At 71.5% G+C, this 21556-nt stretch carries 20 protein-coding genes; 15 read left to right on the top strand and 5 right to left on the bottom strand.

All coding sequences use genetic code 11. The annotated features are described in order from the left end of the window. The first annotated feature begins 46 nt into the window (after positions 1-46). The 9 genes from ACIQTP_RS31955 (at position 47) to ACIQTP_RS31995 (ending at position 9990) form a co-directional block, all read left to right on the top strand. On the top strand, positions 47-529 hold the full coding sequence (locus ACIQTP_RS31955) for a VOC family protein (RefSeq protein WP_402040428.1): 483 nt from the start codon (positions 47-49) through the stop codon (positions 527-529). Positions 530-1121: 592 nt separating this feature from the next. Continuing rightward, positions 1122-2705 carry an ABC transporter substrate-binding protein gene (locus tag ACIQTP_RS31960; protein WP_403406425.1) on the top strand — a complete coding sequence of 528 codons (1584 nt, stop codon included), beginning with the start codon at positions 1122-1124 and terminating at the stop codon, positions 2703-2705. A 3-nt stretch (positions 2706-2708) separates the two neighbouring features. Next, positions 2709-3665, top strand: a complete 957-nt coding sequence (locus tag ACIQTP_RS31965; protein WP_403406428.1) for an ABC transporter permease — start codon at positions 2709-2711, stop codon at positions 3663-3665. Continuing rightward, positions 3662-4555 (top strand): ABC transporter permease, encoded by an 894-nt coding sequence (locus tag ACIQTP_RS31970; protein WP_403406431.1) that lies wholly within the window; start codon positions 3662-3664, stop codon positions 4553-4555. The genes ACIQTP_RS31965 and ACIQTP_RS31970 overlap by 4 nt, the downstream gene beginning before the upstream one ends. Beyond that, the gene (locus ACIQTP_RS31975; RefSeq protein WP_403406434.1) at positions 4555-6282 is read left to right on the top strand and encodes a dipeptide ABC transporter ATP-binding protein; all 1728 of its coding nucleotides are present in this window, start codon (positions 4555-4557) and stop codon (positions 6280-6282) included. The genes ACIQTP_RS31970 and ACIQTP_RS31975 overlap by 1 nt, the downstream gene beginning before the upstream one ends. Beyond that, positions 6279-8285: a CocE/NonD family hydrolase gene (locus ACIQTP_RS31980; protein ID WP_403406437.1), complete on the top strand. Its 2007-nt coding sequence runs from the start codon at positions 6279-6281 to the stop codon at positions 8283-8285. Before ACIQTP_RS31975 ends, ACIQTP_RS31980 begins: the two co-directional genes overlap by 4 nt. Further along, a complete protein-coding gene (locus ACIQTP_RS31985; protein ID WP_403406440.1) occupies positions 8282-8923 on the top strand; it encodes a TetR/AcrR family transcriptional regulator in 642 nt (213 codons plus the stop codon). Before ACIQTP_RS31980 ends, ACIQTP_RS31985 begins: the two co-directional genes overlap by 4 nt. Before the next feature lie 55 nt (positions 8924-8978). Next, positions 8979-9374: a nitroreductase/quinone reductase family protein gene (locus ACIQTP_RS31990; protein WP_403406443.1), complete on the top strand. Its 396-nt coding sequence runs from the start codon at positions 8979-8981 to the stop codon at positions 9372-9374. Positions 9375-9702: 328 nt separating this feature from the next. After that, positions 9703-9990: a hypothetical protein gene (locus ACIQTP_RS31995; RefSeq protein WP_403406446.1), complete on the top strand. Its 288-nt coding sequence runs from the start codon at positions 9703-9705 to the stop codon at positions 9988-9990. Here the strand turns inward: ACIQTP_RS31995 and ACIQTP_RS32000 are convergent. The 3 genes from ACIQTP_RS32000 to ACIQTP_RS32010 all read right to left on the bottom strand — a co-directional run bounded on the left by ACIQTP_RS32000 (position 9959) and on the right by ACIQTP_RS32010 (position 13295). Then, positions 9959-10891, bottom strand: a complete 933-nt coding sequence (locus ACIQTP_RS32000; protein WP_403406449.1) for an SGNH/GDSL hydrolase family protein — start codon at positions 10889-10891, stop codon at positions 9959-9961. The two genes, ACIQTP_RS31995 and ACIQTP_RS32000, sit on opposite strands and share 32 nt — an antisense overlap. A gap of 96 nt (positions 10892-10987) precedes the next feature. Beyond that, positions 10988-12214 carry a PP2C family protein-serine/threonine phosphatase gene (locus ACIQTP_RS32005; RefSeq protein WP_403406452.1) on the bottom strand — a complete coding sequence of 409 codons (1227 nt, stop codon included), beginning with the start codon at positions 12212-12214 and terminating at the stop codon, positions 10988-10990. 64 nt (positions 12215-12278) lie between these two features. After that, complete coding sequence (locus ACIQTP_RS32010; protein ID WP_403406611.1) at positions 12279-13295, bottom strand: zinc-binding alcohol dehydrogenase family protein; 1017 nt, start codon at positions 13293-13295, stop codon at positions 12279-12281. A 145-nt stretch (positions 13296-13440) separates the two neighbouring features. Between ACIQTP_RS32010 and ACIQTP_RS32015 the strand changes: the two genes are divergently transcribed. From ACIQTP_RS32015 to ACIQTP_RS32025, 3 genes are all read left to right on the top strand, one after another. Continuing rightward, on the top strand, positions 13441-14238 hold the full coding sequence (locus ACIQTP_RS32015; protein WP_402040455.1) for a VOC family protein: 798 nt from the start codon (positions 13441-13443) through the stop codon (positions 14236-14238). Between the two features lie 178 nt (positions 14239-14416). Next, positions 14417-15472: an ArsR/SmtB family transcription factor gene (locus tag ACIQTP_RS32020; protein ID WP_403406455.1), complete on the top strand. Its 1056-nt coding sequence runs from the start codon at positions 14417-14419 to the stop codon at positions 15470-15472. Beyond that, a complete protein-coding gene (locus ACIQTP_RS32025) occupies positions 15453-16172 on the top strand; it encodes a ribonuclease H (protein WP_403406458.1) in 720 nt (239 codons plus the stop codon). The genes ACIQTP_RS32020 and ACIQTP_RS32025 overlap by 20 nt, the downstream gene beginning before the upstream one ends. Positions 16173-16580: 408 nt before the next feature. Here ACIQTP_RS32025 and ACIQTP_RS32030 read toward each other — a convergent pair whose 3' ends face one another. Next, positions 16581-17405, bottom strand: coding sequence for a tyrosinase family protein (locus ACIQTP_RS32030; protein ID WP_403406461.1), 825 nt, complete (start codon positions 17403-17405; stop codon positions 16581-16583). A 34-nt stretch (positions 17406-17439) separates the two neighbouring features. Continuing rightward, positions 17440-17835, bottom strand: coding sequence for a tyrosinase cofactor (locus ACIQTP_RS32035; RefSeq protein WP_403406464.1), 396 nt, complete (start codon positions 17833-17835; stop codon positions 17440-17442). A 338-nt stretch (positions 17836-18173) separates the two neighbouring features. Between ACIQTP_RS32035 and ACIQTP_RS32040 the strand changes: the two genes are divergently transcribed. The 3 genes from ACIQTP_RS32040 to ACIQTP_RS32050 all read left to right on the top strand — a co-directional run bounded on the left by ACIQTP_RS32040 (position 18174) and on the right by ACIQTP_RS32050 (position 21517). After that, positions 18174-19376, top strand: coding sequence for an FAD-dependent monooxygenase (locus tag ACIQTP_RS32040; protein WP_403406467.1), 1203 nt, complete (start codon positions 18174-18176; stop codon positions 19374-19376). Between the two features lie 99 nt (positions 19377-19475). Further along, on the top strand, positions 19476-20921 hold the full coding sequence (locus tag ACIQTP_RS32045) for an MFS transporter (protein ID WP_403406470.1): 1446 nt from the start codon (positions 19476-19478) through the stop codon (positions 20919-20921). Then, positions 20918-21517: a TetR family transcriptional regulator gene (locus ACIQTP_RS32050; RefSeq protein ID WP_403406614.1), complete on the top strand. Its 600-nt coding sequence runs from the start codon at positions 20918-20920 to the stop codon at positions 21515-21517. The genes ACIQTP_RS32045 and ACIQTP_RS32050 overlap by 4 nt, the downstream gene beginning before the upstream one ends. The last annotated feature ends 39 nt before the right edge of the window (positions 21518-21556 follow it).

Consider the following 21556-nt stretch of genomic DNA (forward strand, 5'->3'; position numbering starts at 1 on the left):
TCGGTCGACAGAGGTGACGAAACTTTTCCCGCCGCAGGAGGTACGTATGTCCGCCGACGGATTCACCACGTGTCTGTGGTTCGACGGTCAGGCCGAGGAGGCCGCGCACTACTACGTCTCGATCTTCAAGAACTCCCGGCTCGGCAGGATCGCCCGCTTCTCCGAGTCCGAGCACGGCACCGCCGGTTCCGTGATGGCCGTCGACTTCGTGGCCAACGGACAGAAGTTCGTCGCGCTGAACGGCGGCCCGCAGTTCACGTTCGACGAGGCCATCTCGTTCCAGATCCACTGCGCCGACCAGGAGGAGGTGGACCACTACTGGAACAAGTTCGTCGAGGACGGCGGCGAGGCGGGCCCCTGCGGCTGGGTCAAGGACAAGTACGGCCTGTCCTGGCAGGTCGTCCCGAGCAGGCTCATCGACCTGATCAGCGACCCGGACACCGAGAAGGCGGCCCGGACGGCCCAGGCGATGTACAAGATGTCCAAGCTGGACATCGCGGCTCTGGAGAAGGCGTACGCGGGCGAGTAACGGACCGCCGGCACGACGGCCGGCCCGCGGCTCCTCGCCCCGGGCGGAAGATCAGGGGAGCCGGCCGCTGTGCGGCGCCGGGCCCGCCACCCCGGCGCAGCGACACCGCGCGCGAGCCGACCTCCCGGAGGCCTCCGAGTGCGTGTCCAGCGCCGAGGTGGCCTGGTGCAGGACCAGGCCCCCGGGGTGGCGGATCAGCCCCCGCGATGGGTCCCCCGCTCGAGCGAAGCCGCATGTGGGGGAGTCGGCAACCGACGACAACGCCGCGGATGGGCGTGCCAAGCCCGGCGTCTGCGGCATGATCCGCCGGCCGGGCCCTCGCCCAACCGGTAGCCGGTCCACGAAATCCAGCGCGTCGGCGTCCCGCGGCGCCGCGCGCACGGCGGCGTCCCGAAGGGCGCACAAGCGCAGCGCGCGCCGCCCCCGAACAGCCCGAGTCTGAGACTCGACACCCTCACCCACCCCGTAACGAGTGGGTTTCCGAGGTTAATTTCCGGGTTCCAAGGGTTGGCGCGGAACCATCCCCTCGTTATCGTTCACGCACTTCACTCAATCGTTCCGCTGAACGAATAGCGAGAAGGACGGTCGGTCCATGTCCGACATCCACCACCCGGGACGGCGATCGCTCCTCGCCGCGGGAGCCGCGAGCGCCGCGGCACTCGGTGCGTCCTGGCTGCTCACCGGCTGTACGGGTGCCGCCGCCGCACCCGTGCTGCCCGCGGCGGCGAAGAAGGGCGCCCCCGACCACGGCGGCACCCTCCGCATCGCCCGGCCGCCCGCCTCCGAGGCCGAGACGCTGGATCCGGCCAGCGCCCTTTCCGCGTACGAATACCTCGGCGCCCTCTACAACCGCCTCGTCCGCGTCGACGCGAACGGCGACCTCGCGCCCGACCTCGCCGAGTCCTGGGAGCCCGACGCCCAGGCCCGCACCTGGACCTTCCGCATCCGCGAGGGCGTCACCTTCCACGACGGCCGAAGGCTCACCGCCGCGGACGCCGCGTACACCCTGCGCCACATCCTCGACAAGGCGACCGCCTCGCCCCAGGCCGCAGTCCTCGCCCCGCTGATCGACCCCAAGACGCTCCGCACTCCCGACGAGCACACCCTCGTCGTGCCGCTGAAGACCCCCAACGCCGAGTTCCCGAGCCTGCTCACGCACTACAACTGCTATGTCGTGCCCGACGGCAGCGCCCGTTCCATCGGGCGGACCGGCATCGGCACGGGCCCCTTCAAGCTGGAGTCCTTCGCCCCGGCGGGACCCGGCCGTGTCACCGCCTACACGGACCACTGGCAGGGCCGCCCCGTCCTCGACGCGATCGCCTTCTACTCCGTCGCCGACATGTCCGCCCGCTCGAACGCGCTGCTCGCAGGGCAGGTCGATCTGCTCTCCCAGACCAACCTGGACTTCGCGACCGCCCGGGTCGTCGCCGCCTCCAGCCGGGCCACCGTCGCCCGTGTGAAGAACGCCCAGTGGTACGTGCTCCCGATGCTCACCTCGGAGAAGCCCTTCACGGACGTACGGGTGCGGCAGGCGATGAAGCTCGCCTACGACCCCGAGCACGTGGTGAAGGTCGCGCTCCAGGGCGCGGGTACCGCCGGCTGGGACAACCCCGTGCCGCCCGGCGACCCCGCGCACATCGCCGCGCACCCCGCGCACGACCCGGAGAAGGCCAGGTACCTGCTGAAGCAGGCCGGGCACGAGGGCCTCGCGATGGACCTCTACACCTCCTCCTACGACCCGATCTTCACGCCGATGGCGCTCGCCTACCAGGACTCGGCCAGACGCGCGGGCATCCGGATCAAGGTCAAGACGGCCGCGGCGGACTCGTACTACACCCAGATCTGGATGAAGAAGCCGCTCATGGCGACCTACTGGTACACCGGCAGACCCGTCGACCAGCTCTTCACGCAGGTCTTCCGAGGCGGCTCCTCCTACAACGAGACCGCCTGGTCCGACAAGGACTTCGACGCCCTGCTCGACCGGGCGCGACGGGAGACGGACGACCGGCGGCGGCGCGAACTGTACGGCGAGGCGCAGACCTTCGTCGTCGAGAAGGGCGGGGCGATGACCCCGATGTTCGCCGACCGGCTCGTGGGCCTGTCACGGACGGTGCGCGGATACGCCGAGCACGGCTTCGAGTTCGACTACCTCGGCATCGGCCTGAAGGGAGCCTGAGCAGTGGTCTCCTTCATAGTCCGCAGGGTGGCCGCCGCCCTCGGCACCCTCTTCCTCTCCTCCGTCCTCGTCTTCCTCGCCGTCCAGGCCCTGCCCGGCGACGTCGCCACCCAGGTCCTCGGCAAGGACGCCACCCCGGACGCCGTCGCCGCCCTGCGCGAGAAGCTGAGGCTCGACCGGCCCGCCTGGGAGCGGTACGCCGACTGGGTGCGCGGCGCCCTGCACGGCGACTTCGGCACCTCCCTGGTCTCCGGGAAGGCGGTCGGCGGCGAAGTCTCCATGTACCTGGGCAACTCCGCGCTGATCGCCCTGATCACCGTCCTGTTCGCCGTCACCGGTTCGATCGTGCTCGGCATCCTCGCGGGCCTCTACCGCGACCGCTGGCCCGACCACCTCATCTCGACCGTCAGCCTCGTCGGCATGAGCGTCCCCGAGTTCGTGGTCGCCACCGTGCTGGTGCTCTGCTTCTCCGTGGCGCTGCCGTGGTTCCCCGCGGTCGTGCTCTACGGCCCCGACGCGAGCGTCGGCCAACTCCTGCCCGCCGTCTGGCTGCCCGCCCTCGCCCTCGCCGTCGTGATGGCCGCGTACATCGTGCGGATGGCCCGGACCTCCGTCATCGACGTGATGGCGAGCGAGTACGTCACCACCGCCCGTCTCAAGGGCCTGTCGACCTGGCGGGTCGTCACCCGGCACGCCCTGCCCAGCGCCATGCTGCCGACCCTGCACGTCATCGCGCTGAACGTGGCCTGGCTGGCCGGCGGGGTCGCCGTCGTCGAGAACGTCTTCAACTACCCGGGCATCGGCAAGCTGATGCTCTCCTCCGTGCAGAACCGCGACCTGCCCGTCATCCAGGCCATCGCCCTCATCAGCGCCGTCGTGTACGTCGTCTGCAACCTCGCCGCCGACCTTGGCGCCATGGCCCTCAACCCCAAGCTCCGTACGCGCGGGAGGACCCGATGACCACGCTCGACACCGCCCCGCCGGCCCCGCCCGCGACCGCTCCGGCGCGCGCCGCCCGTGCCTGGCACACCGTGCGTTCCTCGCGCGCCGCCGTGATCGGCCTCGCGATCGTCGCCGTCCACATCCTGATCGCCCTGCTCGCTCCGCTCCTGACCTCCTACGACCCCATCGCCAACGACTCCTCGCACGCCCTGCTCGGACCCGGCTGGGACCACTGGGCGGGCACGGACCAGTACGGGCGCGACGTCCTCGCCCGGGTGCTGTACGGCGGCCGTTACGCGCTCGGCGTGTCCGTCGCCGCGACCCTGGTGACAGTCGCCCTCGGCACGATGGTGGGCTGTGCGGCGGCCCTGCGCGGCGGCTGGTTCGACGACGTCCTGGGCCGGGTCCTCGACGCGGTCCTCGCCGTGCCGTCGATCCTGGCCCTGCTTGTTGTCGTCACGGCGCTGGGCACCGGCCCGGCGGTCATCGTCCTCGCGATCGCCGTGGTGTACGTGCCCCAGGTCGTACGGGTCGTACGGGGCGCGGCACTCGCCGTGGTACCCGCCGACTACGTCACCGCGGCCCGGGCCCGTGGCGAGGGCACCTGGTCGATCCTGCGGCGCGAAGTCCTGCCGAACATCACGGACGTGGTGTGCGTGGAGTTCGCGATGCGGGCGTCGTGGGTCGTGCTGCTCATCAGCTCCCTCTCCTTCCTCGGCTTCGGCGCCGATCCGCCCACTCCCGACTGGGGGCTGATGGTCGCCGAGAACCGCACCGCCATCACCGTCGTCCCGATGGCGAGCCTCGCACCGATCATCGCCCTGGCCACGCTCGTGGTCGGGCTCAACCTCGCCGCCGACGGCCTGTCCAAGGCGTGGGGCGTCGACCGGATCAGAGAGGGCTCCTGATGACCTCGATCGTGTCCGTGAACTCGCTGTCCGTGGCCTACCGTTCCGGCGGCCGTGACGTGTCCGTCGTGCACGAGGTGTCGTGGGAGGTGGCCGGAGGGCGGACGCTCGCCCTCGTCGGCGAGTCCGGCAGCGGTAAATCCACCGTCGCCGCCACCCTCCTCGGACATCTGAGGCACGGCTCCCGGATCACCGCGGGTTCCGTCCATGTCGACGGCTCGGACGTCTTCGCCCTGTCCGCACGGGAGCTGAGGCGGCTGCGCGGGAACACGGTCGCCATGGTCGCGCAGAACGCGGGCCAAGCGCTCACGCCTTCCATGCGCATCGGCCGGCAGATCGCCGAGGCCGGCGGTGACGTGCCCGTCGTCGACCTGCTCGAACAGGTCCGCCTGCCCCGCCCCGCCGAACTCGCCCGCCGCTACCCGCACGAACTCTCCGGCGGCCAGCAGCAGCGCGTCGCCATCGCCATGGCCGTCGCGGCCCGCCCCAAGATCCTCGTCCTCGACGAACCGACGACCGGGCTCGACGTCGTCACCCAACGCGGCGTCCTCGACCTCATCGGCGCCCTGCGCGACGAACTGGGCCTCGCCGCCGTGCTGGTCAGCCATGACCTCGGGGTCGTCGCGCACATGGCCGACGAGGTGACCGTGCTGCGCTCCGGTCGCGTCGTGGAGTCCGCGCCCACCCGGCGGCTCTTCGCGATGCCCCAGAACCCGTACACCAGACGCCTGCTGGCGAGCGTGCCACGCCTCGACGACGCCGGTCTCGCGATCGTCGGCGAGGCGGGCGAGCGGGAGGTGCGGCCCAAGGCACACGTGCCGGACGCCGCTGTGGTCGCGGTCTCGGCGCGCGACCTCACCATCGACTACGGGTCCTCGCGAGCCGTGCACGGGGTGTCCTTCGACGTCCGGCGCGGCGAGGTCCTCGCGCTCGTGGGGGAGTCGGGAAGCGGCAAGTCGACGCTGGCGTGGACGCTGGCCGGCCTGCGCACCCCGTCCGGCGGCACGATGACCCACGAGTCCGGCGACCTCGCGCGCCCCGCGCAGAAGCGGCCGCTCGCCCTGCGCCGCCGGGTACAGCTGGTCTTCCAGAACGCGGACACCTCGCTGAACCCGCGCCGCTCGGTGGGCGACGCGGTCCGCCGTCCGCTGCGCTTCTTCGGCACGGCCGCCACCCGGACGCAGGTGGCGGACCACGCCCGGCGGCTCATCTCCGACGTGCGGCTCGACCCGGCCCTCGCCGACCGGCTGCCCGCCCAGCTCTCCGGCGGCCAGCGTCAGCGCATCGGTATCGCACGGGCCTTGGCGGGCGAGCCGGACGTCCTGATCGCCGACGAGATCACCACCGCCCTCGACGTCTCCGTCCAGGCCGACGTGCTGCGCCTCCTGGACGACCTGCGCCGGGAACGCGAACTGGCCTGTCTGTTCATCAGCCACGACCTGGCGGTCGTCCGGGGCATCGCGGACCGGGTCGTCGTGCTGCGCCACGGGGTCGTGGTCGAGGAAGGGCCCACGGACGCCGTGTTCGCCTCGCCCGGACACCCGTACACCCGCCTGCTGATGGCGGCCGCCCTCGAACCCGACCCGGACGCGACGCCGTTCGTCGACGGCGCCGTGGACTGGAGCGACGCCGCCGAACCCGACGACCTGTGGACGGACCACGGCCCGGGACACCGGGTGCGCCGCTGGCACCCGGCGGACCGGCTCACCACCGAGGGAGTTTCGTGAAGTACCGCGAGCAGTTCGAGCGCCAGGTCGTCCGCGAGGACGTCTGGATCCCCACCCGGGACGGGAACACCCGCCTGCACGCCCGTGTCTGGCGTCCGGTCGACGCGGTCACCGACCCCGTCCCCGCGCTCCTCGAATACCTCCCGTACCGCAAGAGCGACTGGACCGCGCCCCGGGACGCCCAGCGCCACCCCTGGTACGCCGGCCACGGCTACGTCTCCGTCCGCGTCGACATCCGCGGCCACGGCGACAGCGAGGGCACGCCCGGCGACGAGTACGACGCGCGGGAACTCGCCGACGGCGTCGACGTCGTCAACTGGCTCGCCGCGCAGCCCTGGTGCACCGGCAAGGTCGGCATGTTCGGCATCTCGTGGGGCGGCTTCAACTCCCTCCAGATCGCCGCCCTCGCCCCCGAGCCGCTCAAGGCGATCGTCACCGTCTGCTCGACGGACGACCGCTACGACAACGACGTGCACTACATGGGCGGCGCCCTGCTCGGCATCGACATGCTCGCCTGGGCCGGCACCATGCTCGCGTTCGCCTCCCGCCCGCCGGACCCGGCGAACGTCGGCCACGACCGCCTGCTGACCATGTGGCGCGAGCGCCTGGAAGCTCTCGAACCCTTCCTGCACACCTGGCTCGCCCACCAGCAGCGCGACGACTACTGGCGGCACGGCAGCGTCTGCGAGGACTACGACGCCATCGACGCGGCCGTCCTCGCGGTCGGCGGCTGGCACGACCCCTACCGCGACACCGTGCTGCGGCTGGTGGAGCATCTGCCGGGCGACCGGGTACGGGGGCTGATCGGCCCCTGGTCGCACCAGTACCCGGACCGCGGGCTGCCCCCGGGCCCCGCGATCGGCTTCCTCCAGGAGACCCTGCGCTGGTGGGACCAGCACCTGAAGGGCATCGAAACGGGCGTCATGCGCGAGCCGCTGCTCCGCGCCTGGATCAACGACCCCGTTCCGCCCGCCACTTCGTACGACGTCATGCCGGGGCGCTGGGTCGGTGACACGAACTGGCCCTCCCCGTCGGTCACCTGGGACGAGCGGATCCTCGGAGCGGGCGAGACACCCGTCCTCGTACGGTCGCCCCAGCACACCGGCCTCGACGCGGGCCGCTTCTTCCCCTTCGGCAACGCGAGCGACCTGCCGCCCGACCAGCGCGAGGAGGACGGCCGCTCGGTGTGCTTCGACTCGGCGCCGCTCACGCAGCGCGTGGAGATCCTCGGCCGCCCGCGCGTCCGGCTCCGGCTCGACAGCGCGACCCCGCGCGCCAACGTCGTCGCCCGCCTCTGCGACGTCGCCCCCGACGGCTCGTCCACCCTCGTCACCCGGGGCGTGCTGAACCTGCTCTCCCGGCACGGGCGGGACAAGGCCGTGGAGTGGACGCCGGGGACGTACGAGGACGTCGAGTTCGAACTCAACGGCATCGGGTACGCCTTCCCGCCCGGCCACCGTGTCCGTGTCGCCGTCTCCGACGCCTACTGGCCGTGGGTGTGGCCGCACGGCGAACGCGGCGAACTGAGCGTCGTACCCGCGCGCAGCTCGCTGCTGCTTCCCGTGCGGGAGCCGGTGGACGAGCCGTCGATCCGCTTCGAGGAACCCGAGCAGGCACCTCCGCTCCCGGTGACCTACGACCTGCCCGCCGAACCGCGGCCCGAGCGGCTGGTCACACACGACGTGGCCACGGGGGAGTGGACCCTGGAGGTCGACCCCAACTACGGGGGATCGCGGACCTATCCCGACGGACTGCGCTACGAGGAGAGCGCCCGGGAGACCTACCGCATCCGCCGCGACGATCCGCTCTGCGCGTCCGCGGTCTCCGAATGGACGATCCGGCTGACGCGCGGGGAGGATGGGGACGCGGAGATCGTGACGCGGACCGAGCTGCGCGCCACGGCCACGGACTTCATCATGGACAGCCGCATCGAGGCACGGGCGAACGGAGAGACAGTGGCCAAGCGCGCATGGCACCGCACCACCCCGAGGACGTCGGTATGAAGGCCGCCAGGCCCCCTCGCCGTGCCGTCGCCGCCGCCGACCGCACCCGCCAGCCCACCGAGGTGCGCCGCCGCCTCATCGTGGAGGCCGCCGTGCCGCTGATCGCCGAGCGCGGCTACGCGTCGGTGGGAGTGCGGGACGTCGCCGCCGCGGCCGGGGTGTCCGTCGGCACGGTCACGTACCACTTCGGGAGCGTGCAGGAGATCCTCTCCGAGGCGATGGTGCTGCACATCGAGCGGTACTACGCGGCGCTCAGCGAGGCCGCCGCGCAGGCGGCCGGCGCGGCCGAGGCGCTGCGGCTGCTCGTCGACGCGCTGTTCACCGAGGACACCGACCGACACTGGCGGATGTGGTTCGACTACTGGAACGCGGGCGACCAGGACCCGGACCAGGCCTTCGCCCGCGGCCAGGCCGAGCGCTACGAAGCCTGGCACACCCAGATCCGCGAACTGGCCGAACGAGGTGTCGCCGAAGGGGAGTTCAGCTCCGACAACCTGGACGGCTTCACGGTCCGCTTCGCCGCACTCGCCGACGGCCTCGCCCTGCAACGGCTGCGGCAGGCACCCCCGCTGAGCACGCAGGACGCGCGCCGCCACCTCAACCGTCTGGTCGAAACGGAACTCCGACGGCGGTCGTGAGACGGTCGCCCGGCGCCGCACAATGGTGCCCGGCACCGAACAGGAGGACTCCCACATGTCCCGCAACCCCGAACGGAAATACCGCGTCGTCACGTCGTTCCAGCGGTGGATCGGCAACCCGCTCCTGAAGCGCCTGCCGATCCAGACCCTGCTGGAGACCACGGGACGCAAGTCGGGGCTGCCGCGCCGGACCCCGGTCGGCGGACGGCTGGCGGGACGGGAGTTCTGGTTCGTCAGCGAGTACGGCGCGCGTTCGCAGTACGTGCGCAACATCCAGGCGGACCCGCGGGTCCGGGTCCGCGTCCGCGGCCGCTGGTACACCGGGACCGCCCATGTGATGCCCGAGGACGACGCCCGCGCGCGACTGAAGAGCCTGCCGCGGTTCAACAGCGCCGCGGTGCGGGCGATGGGCGCCGGTCTGACGACGGTGCGCGTCGATCTCACGGACTGATCCCCGGCGCACGGGGAATTGTGCGCCCGACATGGAATTCCCCTTTGTCTTTTCCAAAAAAGTGTGGGCACGTGCTTGTGTTCCTTTTCCGTGCCCACACTTCGCGGCTGTTCGTCAAGCGAGATTGACAACATTGCCGAAAGAGTGCTGCGGTTGAGCCTCGTCCCGAGTCCGGATCGCGTGCCGTATCGGCACCCTGGCCTCGGATTGCACAGCGAGTGTTCCGTTTCGTCAGACTCCGTTCGCTCTTTCCTTTCCCCGATCGCGGCATCGGCATTTCCGGGGCTGGATACGTCCGGCTCCTCGTCCGGAGGCCGGCAACACCGCGATGGGCGTGTACGCGGCGATGGGCGGCGTCGGCGCCACCGTCGGCCTGCTGCTCGGCGGCACGCTCACCGACGTCCTGGACCGGCGCTGGGTGTTCTTCGTCAACATCCCCATCGACCTGGCCGTTCTGGCGGGCAGCGGCACACCGAAGGCGCCGCCCCGGTCCACATGGGCTGACGCCCACCCCGGCATCAGCGACCGCATGCTCGCCGACCGCCTCCACGAACCGGCCGTCGCCGGACTCCTCACCCGATCCGTCAGCCGACGCGGTCCGCTATCACCCGGGTGATCTCGCGCGTGATCCGCACGATGCCAGGGGAGCGGAGCGGGCAGGGTTTCGGCGTGGACGTGGTCGGCGCCAGGCAGAAGTGCAGATAGTCGTCGTCGCGGTGGAGGGCGGTGCGGTCGCGGCCCGGCTCGCTGCAGTACGACGGATGGTCGTGCTCGTACGCGGTGCACGGCAGGTACTGCGCCCACGTGTAGCGGGCCGTCGCCGGGCTCACCGTCCTCCCGGCATCGGCGACCAGGTCGTGGGAGGCCGCGGCCCGTGCCTCGTAGAGCGCGTTCACGGTCCGGATCCGCTCGGGGGTGATCGGGTCCGGACCCTGCGACACCCAGACGATCCGGGGCCGTCGCGCGCCGCCCGCGTCCGCGATCTGTTCGGTCAGCCGCTTCATGTCCGCCTCGTACCGCTTGAAGTACGTGGCCGGTTCCTTGTCGTACGTGATGCCGCCCATGCAGGGCGTGTAGCCCCAGGAATTGCCCCAGAACTGGAGCACCACGAAGTCCGGCCGCAGCGAGCGCACCAGCGCGGCGGCCTTGTCCGCGGGCGGCACGAGGGATCGCTCCCCGGTCCCCTCCAGGTAGTCGCAGAGGGTGGTGCCGGAGTAGGGGGCGCTCGTGTAACGGGCGTTCACCTCCTCCCGGAGCGACTGCCCGAGCACCTTCTGGCTCTCCATGGCGAGCGAGTCCCCGAGGTAGAGAACGGCGGGCGCCTTCGCCGCCGCGTCAACCGTGGTGGGAGCCGTGGGGGAGGCGGCGGGGCGCTGGCGGGTGGTCGTGGCCGGTGACGGAGCGGCCGTGGGAACCACGGGCTCCGGCGGCGACTGCTCCGGCCCCGACGCGGGATCCCCGCACGCGCCGAGCAGCAGCCCGGCCAACAGCATCCCCACGATCCACGGCCTCCGCATGAAGCAACTCCCGCCCCGCCCGCCGAAAGGGGTCCCCAGGCAAGCACAGCGGGGCGGAAGGGGGAAGACGTACGTCGGTCACGGCGGCGTCGGACCTCAGGCCGGGGGACGGTGGCGGATGCGGGCTGCCAGCAGCGCCACGTCGTCCTCCGCGTGCCGGGCGTCGAGCCATACGAGGACCGCGTCGAGGGCCGCGTCGACACTGGTCCCGGGAGACAGCCGCAGCCCGGCCAGCCGAGCGAGCGAGGCGTCGATGTCCTCGCCGCGCCGCTCCACCAGACCGTCGGTGAACATCACCAGGGTGTCCTCGGGAGCGAGCGCGCGCGTGACCGCCTCGTAGCCGCCCACGCCGGTGCCCAGCGGCGGACCGACCGTCAGGTGCAGCAGTTCCCCGGTGCCGTCCCCGGCGAACACGACCGGCGGCAGATGCCCGGCGCTGGCCAGCGTGGCCGTGCCCCGGGCCGGGTCGACCTGGACGAGCAGACAGGTCGCCGGACGCCGGGCGCCGTCCTCGGCGACGGCCGCGTCCAGGCGGCGCAGCACCCGGTGCGGCGGCAGATCCGTGGAGGCGACGTAGCGCAGCATCGAGCGGTACGCGTTCATGTCCACCGCGGCGTCCAGTCCGTGCCCCATGACGTCGCCCACCACCAGCAGAGTGCGCCCGAAGTGCAGCCGTACGGTCTCGAACCAGTCCCCGCCCACCAGGACGCTGCTGCCGGACGGCAGGTAGCGGGTGGCGAGGTCGAGGTTGGGATGCGGGCGGCCCGGTTCGGACAGCAGCGCCCGCTGCAGGGAGAGGACGGTACTGCGTACGTCGTCGTGCTGCCGTGAGTGGCCGAGGTGGACGGCCGCGAGCCGTGCCGCGTAGTGCGTGACGGCGGTGCCCCGGTCGCTGAAGGCCTGACCCTGTCGGACGGCCAGCAGCACTCCGTACAGGTGGCCGTGTGCCAGCAGCGGCACCGTCATCACCTCCCGGGGCACTGTGCCGGACAGGTCGAGCGACGCCGTGATCGGAAGCCCCTCGTCGAGCGCCTGGACGGACAGCGGGCGGGCGCCGTGCGCGGCCCAGGGGGTGAGCAGCTCGGTCCGGCCACCCGTGGCGACACGGGTCAGGTTCGGCTCGTGCGTGTGCTGTGCGGCCGGGACGTCAATGGGCAGCAGATCCACCGCGGCGGCGTCGCAGACCTCCCGGCACACGAACTGCGCGAGCTCCTCGCAGGTGGTCCGCTCGTCCAGGGTGGTGCCGATCGCCTCGACGGCGTCCTCCATCGCGGCGAACGACGCCCCCACCCCCGTAGCGTCCTCACCGCCCAGGCCCGTCATGCCACCTCCACCGCCGCACACACATCTGGGTCCATCCACGCACGCGCGCCCCGGGCGCGCATGCTCAGGTGCGCGGCGGAAAGTCGTTCACCAGCACGGCCGCCCCGTCGAAACGGCCGGCCTTGAGGTCCCGCAGGGCCCGCTGCGCCTCTGACAGCGGGTAGGCGTGCGTCGTGGCGCGTACGCCGTGGCGGGCCGCCAGCGCCAGGAAGTCCCGCCCGTCCCGGCGGGTGTTGGAGGTGACGCTGCGCAGCTCCTTCTCGTAGAACAGGTCGCTCTCGTAGCGCAGTGGCGGAGTGTCGCTCAGATGGATCCCGGCGACCGACAGGATCCCGCCCCGGTCGAGGGCCCGCAACGCGACCGGTACCAGATCGCCGACCGGCGCGAACAGGATCGCACCGTCCAGCGGCTCGGGCGGCTCGTCGTACGCGCCCCGGGCGGACGCGGCACCGAGTTCCAGCGCGAGCCGCCGCGCGGCCGGGTCACGCGTCAGTACGTGCACGGTGGCGCCCTGTGCGAGAGCCAGCTGCGCGCACAGATGGGCGCTGCCGCCGAAGCCGTACAGGCCGAGCCGTCCGGCGTCCGGCAGCGCGGCCCGCCGCAGCGCGCGGTAGCCGATGATGCCCGCGCACAGCAGCGGCGCGAGCGCGACGTCGTCCACCTCGCCGGGCAGCCGGTAGGCGAAGGCCGCAGGCACGGTCGTGTACTCCGCGTAGCCGCCGTCGGCGTCCCAGCCCGTGTACTGCGAGGCCGGGCAGAGGTTCTCGGCCCCCCGCGCGCAGTACCGGCACGTGCCGTCCGTACGGCGCAGCCAGGCGACGCCCACCCGGTCACCGACCGCGTGGCCGAGCACGTCCTCGCCCGTCGCCGCGACCACGCCGACGACCTCATGGCCGGGCGTCACGTGGGGTCGCCGCACCGGCAGGTCTCCCTCGCTGACGTGCAGGTCGGTGCGGCACACCCCGCACGCGCGCACATGGACGAGAAGCTCGTCGGTCCCCGGCACCGGGATCGGCCGCTCGACGAAACGCAGCGGTTCCCCCTCGATCGGCCCGGGCCGGGCCACTTCCCACGCGTGCATCATCCCGTGTCCCCGTCCCGTCGACGACCACCCGAGGCCACTCTCCAGTGTCGTCCAGGGCGCTCCGCTCGGCGCGCGGCCCGGACGGAGGCTGGCTAGCGTGAAACCGGGATGAATCATGACGAAACAGGAAGAGTGGAACGCCATGGCCGTACAGCCCGAGGGAACGCCCTGTTGGGCGGACGCGATGTTCAGCGATGTCGAGGGAGCGAAGAGTTTCTACGGTGAGGTGCTCGGCTGGACGTTCGGCGAGTCGTCCTCGGAGTACGGCAACTACACCCAGGCCTACGCGAACGGCAAGGCGGTGGCCGCCGTCGTCCCGCCGATGCCCGGCCAGGAGGGCCAGTCCGCGTGGTGTCTGTACCTCGCGTCGCCCGACGCGGCCGCCACCGCCCAGAAGATCAGGGCCGACGGCGGCGAGGTGCTGATGGAGCCGATGCAAGTCGGCGACTTCGGCACGATGGTGATCGCCCGGGACCCGAGCGGGGTCGTCTTCGGCGTCTGGCAGCCCGGCCGGCACGAGGGCTTCGAGGCCCGGGGCGTGCCCGGCGCGTACTGCTGGGCCGAGGTCTTCACCCGTGAGCCCGAGAAGTCGGACGCCTTCTTCTCGGCCGTCTTCGGGTACCGCATGAAGCAGCTGGACGACGACGCCGTCGACTTCAGGCTGTACGACCTCGGTGAGGATCCCGTCCTCGGCCGGATGCGGATGACGGACGACTTCCCTCCCGAGGTCCCGCCGTACTTCAACGTGTACTTCACCGTCGAGGACTGCGACGCCGCGGTCGCGAAGGCCACCGAACGAGGCGCGATTCTCCGCTTCGGGCCGATGAGCAGCCCGTTCGGCCGGTTCGCCGCGCTGAGCGACCCGCAGGGCGCGGCGTTCTCCGTGATCGACGTCAAGACGACCGAGGGCGCGATGCCCAAGGCGACCGACGTGTCCTGAACGGACCGCGGGACCCCCGCGCACCGGCCGCCCCGGAGAATGGCGGAATTCCTCCGGGGCGGGCCGGGGCCTCTTGTCTCCGGGGCAACCATGCGCATGCGGTGCTCGTCCCCTCTTGTGGTTGCGGCACGTTCGAGCGGCCGAACCCCCCACAAGGATTGCGAGCGAAAGAGACCCCATGCTCCGCATTCACTTCACATCGGAAGACCTGCAGAACATTCGAGTGGCCCGGCAGCCTGATCCCCTGTGGGAACTCATGTGCAGTGTCTGCCGTCTGGAAACTGGCCAGGGACCACTGGAATTCGGACATTGGCGTCGCTCGGCGCGGCAACGATTCTCCGGCGACTCGAACCTGGGCCGCGCACTGCGCCCGCTGCGCGCCCTGATTCCCTCCACCGGCTACATTCCGGACTTCCTCACCCCGCCGGTCACCGGCGGCGGTCTTTCCGCCGGACTCGACCAACTGCTGCGCACACCGCGTGTGCAACTGGTCCGGGAACTGACACGGCTGGCCGAGTCGCGCCCGGTCCCGAGCTGGGCCGCCTCGCTGGGCAGACCGGGCAACGACGCGCTCAAGGTGCTGGCGAACTCCCTGGGGATCTACTTCCGCGGTCTGCTGGAACCGCACTGGCTGCACATCAGTACGGCGGTGGGCAACGATGTCGGGGTGCGCGCCCGAGCCCTCCTCGACGGCGGTACCCAGGCACTGCTGGAGAGCCTGCGCCCGGTCGCGCGCTGGAGTGCCCCGGTGCTCGAAGTGGACTATCCCGTCCAGCGAGACCTGTATCTGGAGGGCCGAGGACTTCTCCTGGTGCCCTCCTACTTCTGCTGGCGCAGACCGACCGCGCTGGCGGACCCCGGTCTGGCCCCCGTGCTCGTCTACCCGGTGGCGAAGACTCCGCTCGCCCTCGCGGACGGTACGGACAACGGGGTCGAGCGCCTGCTCGGCCGCACCAGGGCCGCCGTACTGACCGAGGTCGCCGGACAGAGCGCCCGCACCACCTCGGAGGTGGCCGAGGCCGTGGGGATCGCGCTGCCGAGCGCCAGCTACCAGATCGGCGTGCTGCGCGACGGGGGACTGGTCGCCAGCCACCGTGACGGCAAGTACGTCCTGCACACGGCGACGCTACTGGGTCTGCGGCTGCTCGGCACCAGCCCCCGGGTCCGGGAGAGCGTGCTGCGGCCCGTGCGGGGAGCCGCCGCCGGACCGTGGCATGATCGGGGACATGCTTGAACGTGTGGTGGCCGCCTGTGACGGGGCTTCGAAGGGAAACCCGGGACCGGCCGGATGGGCCTGGGTCGTGGCCGACGAAGCGGAGACGCCGACCCGCTGGGAGGCGGGAGCGCTGGGCACGGCGACGAACAACGTCGCCGAACTCACCGCGCTGGAGCGCCTGTTGACGGCGATCGCGCCGGACGTCCCGCTGGAGATCCGGATGGACTCCCAGTACGCGATGAAGGCCGTCACGACCTGGCTGCCCGGCTGGAAGCGCAAGGGCTGGAAGACGGCCTCCGGAAAGCCGGTCGCCAACCAGGAACTGGTCGCCCGCATCGACGAACTCCTCGACGGCCGCACCGTGGAGTTCCGTTACGTCCCCGCCCACCAGGTCGACGGCGACCGTCTGAACGACTTCGCCGACCGCGCCGCGAGCCAGGCCGCCATCGTCCAGCGGGCCGCCGGCAGCGACCTCGGCTCCCCGGAGCCCCCGCCGTCCCCCGACACCCCGGCCCCCTCGGGCGCCGGCCGCCGCCGCACCACGGCCACCGCCTCCGCCAAGACACCCCGGCAGGGCACGTCGGCCCGTACGCTCAAGGCCAAGTTCCCGGGGCGCTGCGTCTGCGGCCGCTCCTACGCGGCGGGCGAGCCCATCGCCAAGAACGGCCAGGGCTGGGGGCACCCCGAGTGCCGTACGGCCGAGGCGAGCAACGCCTAGTGCCGCAACAGGCAACGTTCGCCCCGTCGCGACGCCCGGCACGCACTCTCGCCGCACCAGCCGAAGACCCAAGTACGTCCAGTACGAGGGCCTCCGGCCGGCACGCCGAGAGCACGCACCGGACGCCGCTCCTTGACGGGCAAACGTTGCCTGCCGCGGCACTAGTACTTTCCCGGTCCTCCTTCGGGGGCTGTCCGCCGAACGCTCGGCGGACAGCCCCCGAAGTGCGTGGCGGACAGCGCCCCGTCGTCCTGCCGCATCAGGACGAGAAGGACACCACCGCGACGCACGTACGGATCGGGTACGCGGACGGCCGGCAGGTGGAGGGCGGGTGGACGAGCGGCGGGAGGCCCCGGTCGCCCCTCCCGGTGCGGAGGGGCGACCGGGGCCGGACCCGTGAACGCGCGGTCAGACGGTGTCGAAGGTGTAGAACGCGGTGTGATCCAGCAAGTCCGCCGGTTTCACGTCGTTCCACGGCTTCATGGTCTCGTCGAGGTCCACCACGTCGGGGGTGCCGGCGAGCGGCAGATAGCCGGAGGCGGGGTGACGGCGCTGCCAGTCGGCCCAGAGCTTGTCTATGTAGGCGTGGTGCAGCCAGAAGACGGGGTCGTTGGGGGAGACACCGGTGGCCATCTGGCCGCCGACCCAGACGTGCACCCGGTTGTGCAGATTGACGCCGCGCCAGCCCTCGAGGTGATTGCGGAAACCGTCCGAGGAACTGTTCCAGGGCGCCATGTCGTACGTCGCCATGGCGAGCACGGAGTCCACCTCCGCGCGGGTCGGCAGCTCACGGACACCGCTGCCGAGCGAACGCCGCAGATACGTACGGCCGTCGACGCGCACGCTGATCGGCCAGTTGCCCGCGGAGGCCGCGAAGGGGCCGTCCATCACCCGGCCGTCCAGGCTGCGCCCGGTGCCGCCGAGGAAGTCGGGGGCCCACAGGGTGGAACGGGGCGAACGGTCGGTGCTCCAGTCCCAGTACGGGAGGGCGACGGAGGCGTCCACGGACTGCAGCGCCCGCTCGAACTCCAGCAGGAATCTGCGGTGCCAGGGCAGGAAGGAGGGCGAACGGTGGCCGGTCCGTTCGCCGTTGTCCGTGTCGCCGAGGATGAAGGCGTTGTGCGTGGTGACGAAGTCGTCGTACCGGCCACTGCGCTTCAGCTGGAGGAGCGCGTCGATGAGACGCCGCTTCTCGTCGGCGGTCAGGTTCGCCTGGTTCTTGCGTACGGTCATGTGCGGGACTCCACGTTGTGCTGACGGGGCTGGGTCACTGCGGGGGCATGGGCATGGGCATGGGCATGCCGAGGGGGACGAGCGGTGCCCCCTGGAGTTCCACGACCGCGGCGCGGGCGGCGGCGCGCGGGGTGGGCACCGGGTCGTAGTGGCTGACGACGCTGATCCAGCTGCCGTCGGCGTTCCGCATCACGTGCAGCTCGACCCCGTCGATGAACACCGCGTACCCGGCGCCGTGTTCGTGGTGGTGACCGCCGCCGTCGGCGGCACGGCCCGTGATGCGACGGCCCCGGTAGACCTCGTCGAAGGCCTCGGGCCCGCCGTGGTGTCCGGTGTCCGCGGCCCTGGCCACGGCGACGGTCTGGGTGCCGGCCGCGGCGGCGAGGGCGGCCGCGGCCCCGAGGGCACGGCGACGGGTGAGTTCCGGCATGCGGAGACCTCCTGCGATCAATCTCGGTCGATGACGCGATATGCCTATCGGTTCGTCGGAGAGCGGGAGAAATCGCCGGATGTCGGTTGGCCATGATCAGGACAATTAAGTAAATGTCGTGCAAGGTTGAACGAAGATGATCTTGCTGTGCAGGTGTCCGCGATCGACCGGAAGGCGGAATTCCTCCGGTCCGTGGACGCTCCGCCGATGATCTTCCCGAGCCGGCCGGTGGAGGGTGGCGCGGCTCACGCCCGCAAGCTGGCGCGAACCGCGGGGTCGCGCCTGACTGCTACTCTACGTGATCAATTGACCGCTTTGTGTGACGAATTGGAGTGCGCGTGAAGATCGCGTGCGTCGGTGGCGGACCCGCGAGCCTGTACTTCTCGATCCTGATGAAGCGCCAGGACCCGTCCCACGACATCACCGTCTACGAACGGAACCCGGCCGGATCGACCTACGGCTGGGGAGTGACGTACTGGGCGGGCCTGCTCGACAAACTCCACGAGGGCGATCCCGAGTCCGCGCGCGCCGTCCGCGACCACTCGGTGTGCTGGAGCGACGGAGTCGCCCACGTCGGCGACCGGACGACGGTGCACCACGGTGACGAGGGGTTCGGCATCGGCCGTCGGTGCCTGCTCGACCTCCTCGCGCAGCGGGCCCGATCCCTGGGCGTACGCGTCGAGTTCGAGCACGAGGTCACCGCGGACCGGTTGCCCGAGGCCGATCTCGTCGTCGCCGGCGACGGAGTCAACAGCGCACTGCGCACCCGTCACGCCGACCACTTCGGCAGTGACATCAGCCTGGGCCGCAACCTGTACATCTGGCTCGGCACCACCAAGGTCCTCGACTCCTTCACCTTCGCCTTCGTGGAGACGGACCACGGCTGGATCTGGTGCTACGCCTACGGATTCAGCGCCCGGGAGAGCACCTGCGTCGTCGAGTGCGCCCCGGAGACCTGGACCGGTCTCGGGCTCGACCGGGCGAGCGAGGCGGACGGCCTTGCGCTGCTGGAGAAGCTCTTCGTCGACCTCCTCGGCGGACATGGACTGATCGGGCGGGCGCAGGCCGACGGCAGCGCGCAGTGGCTGAACTTCCGCACCCTGACCAACCGCACCTGGAGCCGCGGCAACCTCGTCCTGCTCGGCGACGCCGCCCACACCACGCACTACTCGATCGGCGCGGGCACCACCCTCGCCCTGGAGGACGCCATCTCCCTGGCCGGAGCCCTGGGCGAGCACCAGGAGCTGTCCGCCGCCCTCGCCCACTACGAACAGGACCGCAGGGCGGCGCTGCTGCCGGTGCAGAGCGCCGCCCGGCACAGCGCCCAGTGGTACGAGAGCCTGCCCCGTTACATCCGTCTCCCCCCGGCGCAGATGTTCGCCCTGCTCGGCCAGCGGCACTCTCCGCTGCTCCCGTACGTCCCGCCGCAGCTGTACTACCGGATCGACCGCGCGGCCGGGCAACTGGAGGCGCTGCGCCGGTTCAAGCGCTGGCTGGGTCCGCGCGTGGCGCGCACGGTGCAGGCCCGCTCGCGCCGGTAGCGACCCCTGAAGTAGGGCGCCCGTTGGGTGAATGGCAATTCACCGACTATGGTGAATTGCCATTCACCCCCCTTCTTCGCGCCGACTTCTGGAGAGTTCATGGTGGCACTGCGTGACCGACTGACGGTCCCGGTCCTCGCGCTCGGCGGGAGCCTCATGGCCGTCATGCAGGTGGTGGTGGTGCCGCTGCTGCCCGACCTGCCGCGGCTGACGGGCGCGTCGGCGGGTGCCGTGTCCTGGATGGTGACGGCGACGCTGCTGACCGGAGCGGTGCTCAACCCCGTGCTGGGCCGCGCCGGCGACATGTACGGCAAGAAGAAGGTGCTGTTGATCGCCCTCGGGATGATGACGGTCGGCTCGCTCATGTGTGCCCTCACGTCCGACATCCGCATACTCATCGCGGCCCGGGCCCTGCAGGGGGCCGCGGCCGCCGTCGTACCGTTGTCGATCAGTCTCCTGCGGGACGAACTGCCGCCCGAGCGCACGGGTTCCGCGGTGGCGCTGATGAGCTCCACCGTCGGGATCGGCGCCGCCCTCGGCCTCCCGATCGCCGCGATGGTGGTCCAGTACGCCAGCTGGCACGTCATGTTCTGGGGGACGACCGCGGTCGGCGCCCTCGGGACGGCGCTGGCCTGGTGGGCGGTGCGCGAGTCGCCCGTCCGCGAGCCGGGCCGCTTCGACATGACCGGCGCGCTGGGCCTGGCCCTGGGGTTCTCCTGTCTGCTGCTGGGGGTGTCACAGGGCGGCCAGTGGGGCTGGTCCAGCCCCCGGATTCTCGGCCTGTTCGTCGGGAGCGTCTGTGTCCTCGGCCTGTGGTGGGCGCAGCAACTGCGCGCCGAACGGCCCCTGGTCGACCTGAGGCTGGCGACCAGCCCCCGCGTCGCCCTGCCCCATGTGGCCGCGCTGCTGACCGGCTTCGCCTTCTACGCCAACTCCCTGGTGACGGCGCAGCTGGTGCAGGCGCCCAAGGCGACCGGCTACGGCCTCGAGCTGTCCATCGTGGCGACGGGTCTGGTCCTGCTGCCCGGCGGGGTGATCATGCTGCTGCTCTCGCCGGTCTCGGCGCGCGTCTCGGCGGCCCGCGGTGCCCGGGTGACGCTGGCCATCGGCACCCTGGTCATCGCCGCCGGCTACGGCATACGCATCATCAACAGCCACAGCCTGGTGGTGATCCTGCTGGGCTCCGCGGTCTGCGCGATGGGAACGGCGTTCTCCTACTCGGCGCTGCCCACCCTCATCCTGCGCGCCGTGCCCGCCGGGCAGACCGCGTCCGCGAACGGTGTCAACGTGCTGATGCGCACCGTCGGCCAGGCCGTGAGCAGCGCCGCCGTCGCCGCCATCCTGGTCCACCACACCAGCCTCGTCGGCGGTGCCCCGATACCCACGCTGCATGGCTATCTGCTGGCCTTCGCCATGGCGGGTACGGTCGCACTGGTGGCCTGTGCCGCCGCCCTCGTCATACCCGCCGACCCCACCGTCCGTGACACCCGACGGGCCTCCAGCAGTTCGGGCGCACCTCGGGACGAGGCATTCGAAGGAGCCTGAGCACCGTGTCCACTCCGCCCCCCGGCCTCAGCGCGACCCCGATCGCCCCACCGCGTCGCGACGCCGAGGCCACGAAGGCGGCCATCCTCCGCGCGGCCCGCCATCTGATGGCCCGGCATGCCCACGCGGACATCACGCTCAAGGCGATCGCCGACCGGGCGGGGGTGAGCGCTCCGCTGATCCTCAAGTACTTCGGGAACAAGGACGCGCTCTTCGGGCGCGTGATGTCCTTCGAGACGGACGCAGCCGCCCTCCTGGACGCGCCCCTGGACCACCTCGGCCCCCACATGGTCCGCCAGGTGCTCGTCGGCCAGACCGAGCGCGGAGCCGACCCCGTCCTGCGGATCATCTTCGCCCCGCGCCAGGGCGACCAGGGCGACACCATGCGCGCCAACTTCCGGACCCAGGTCAGCGACCGCCTCGCCCTGCGGCTGAGCGGCCCCGACGCGGACCTGCGCGCCGAACTCGCCGTCGGCACACTGCTCGGCCTCGGCGCGATGTACGGCATCGCACGCGGCACCCGGCTGCGCGCGACCCCGATCGAGGACATCGTCGACCGGTACGGCCCCACGGTCCAGGCACTCCTGACGCCGTGAGGCGAAGGGCGCCGCCGGACACGAACGCCCCCGTTCGTC

The sequence above is a fragment of the Streptomyces sp. NPDC090798 genome, assembly GCF_044768965.1.
Lineage (GTDB): Bacteria > Actinomycetota > Actinomycetes > Streptomycetales > Streptomycetaceae > Streptomyces.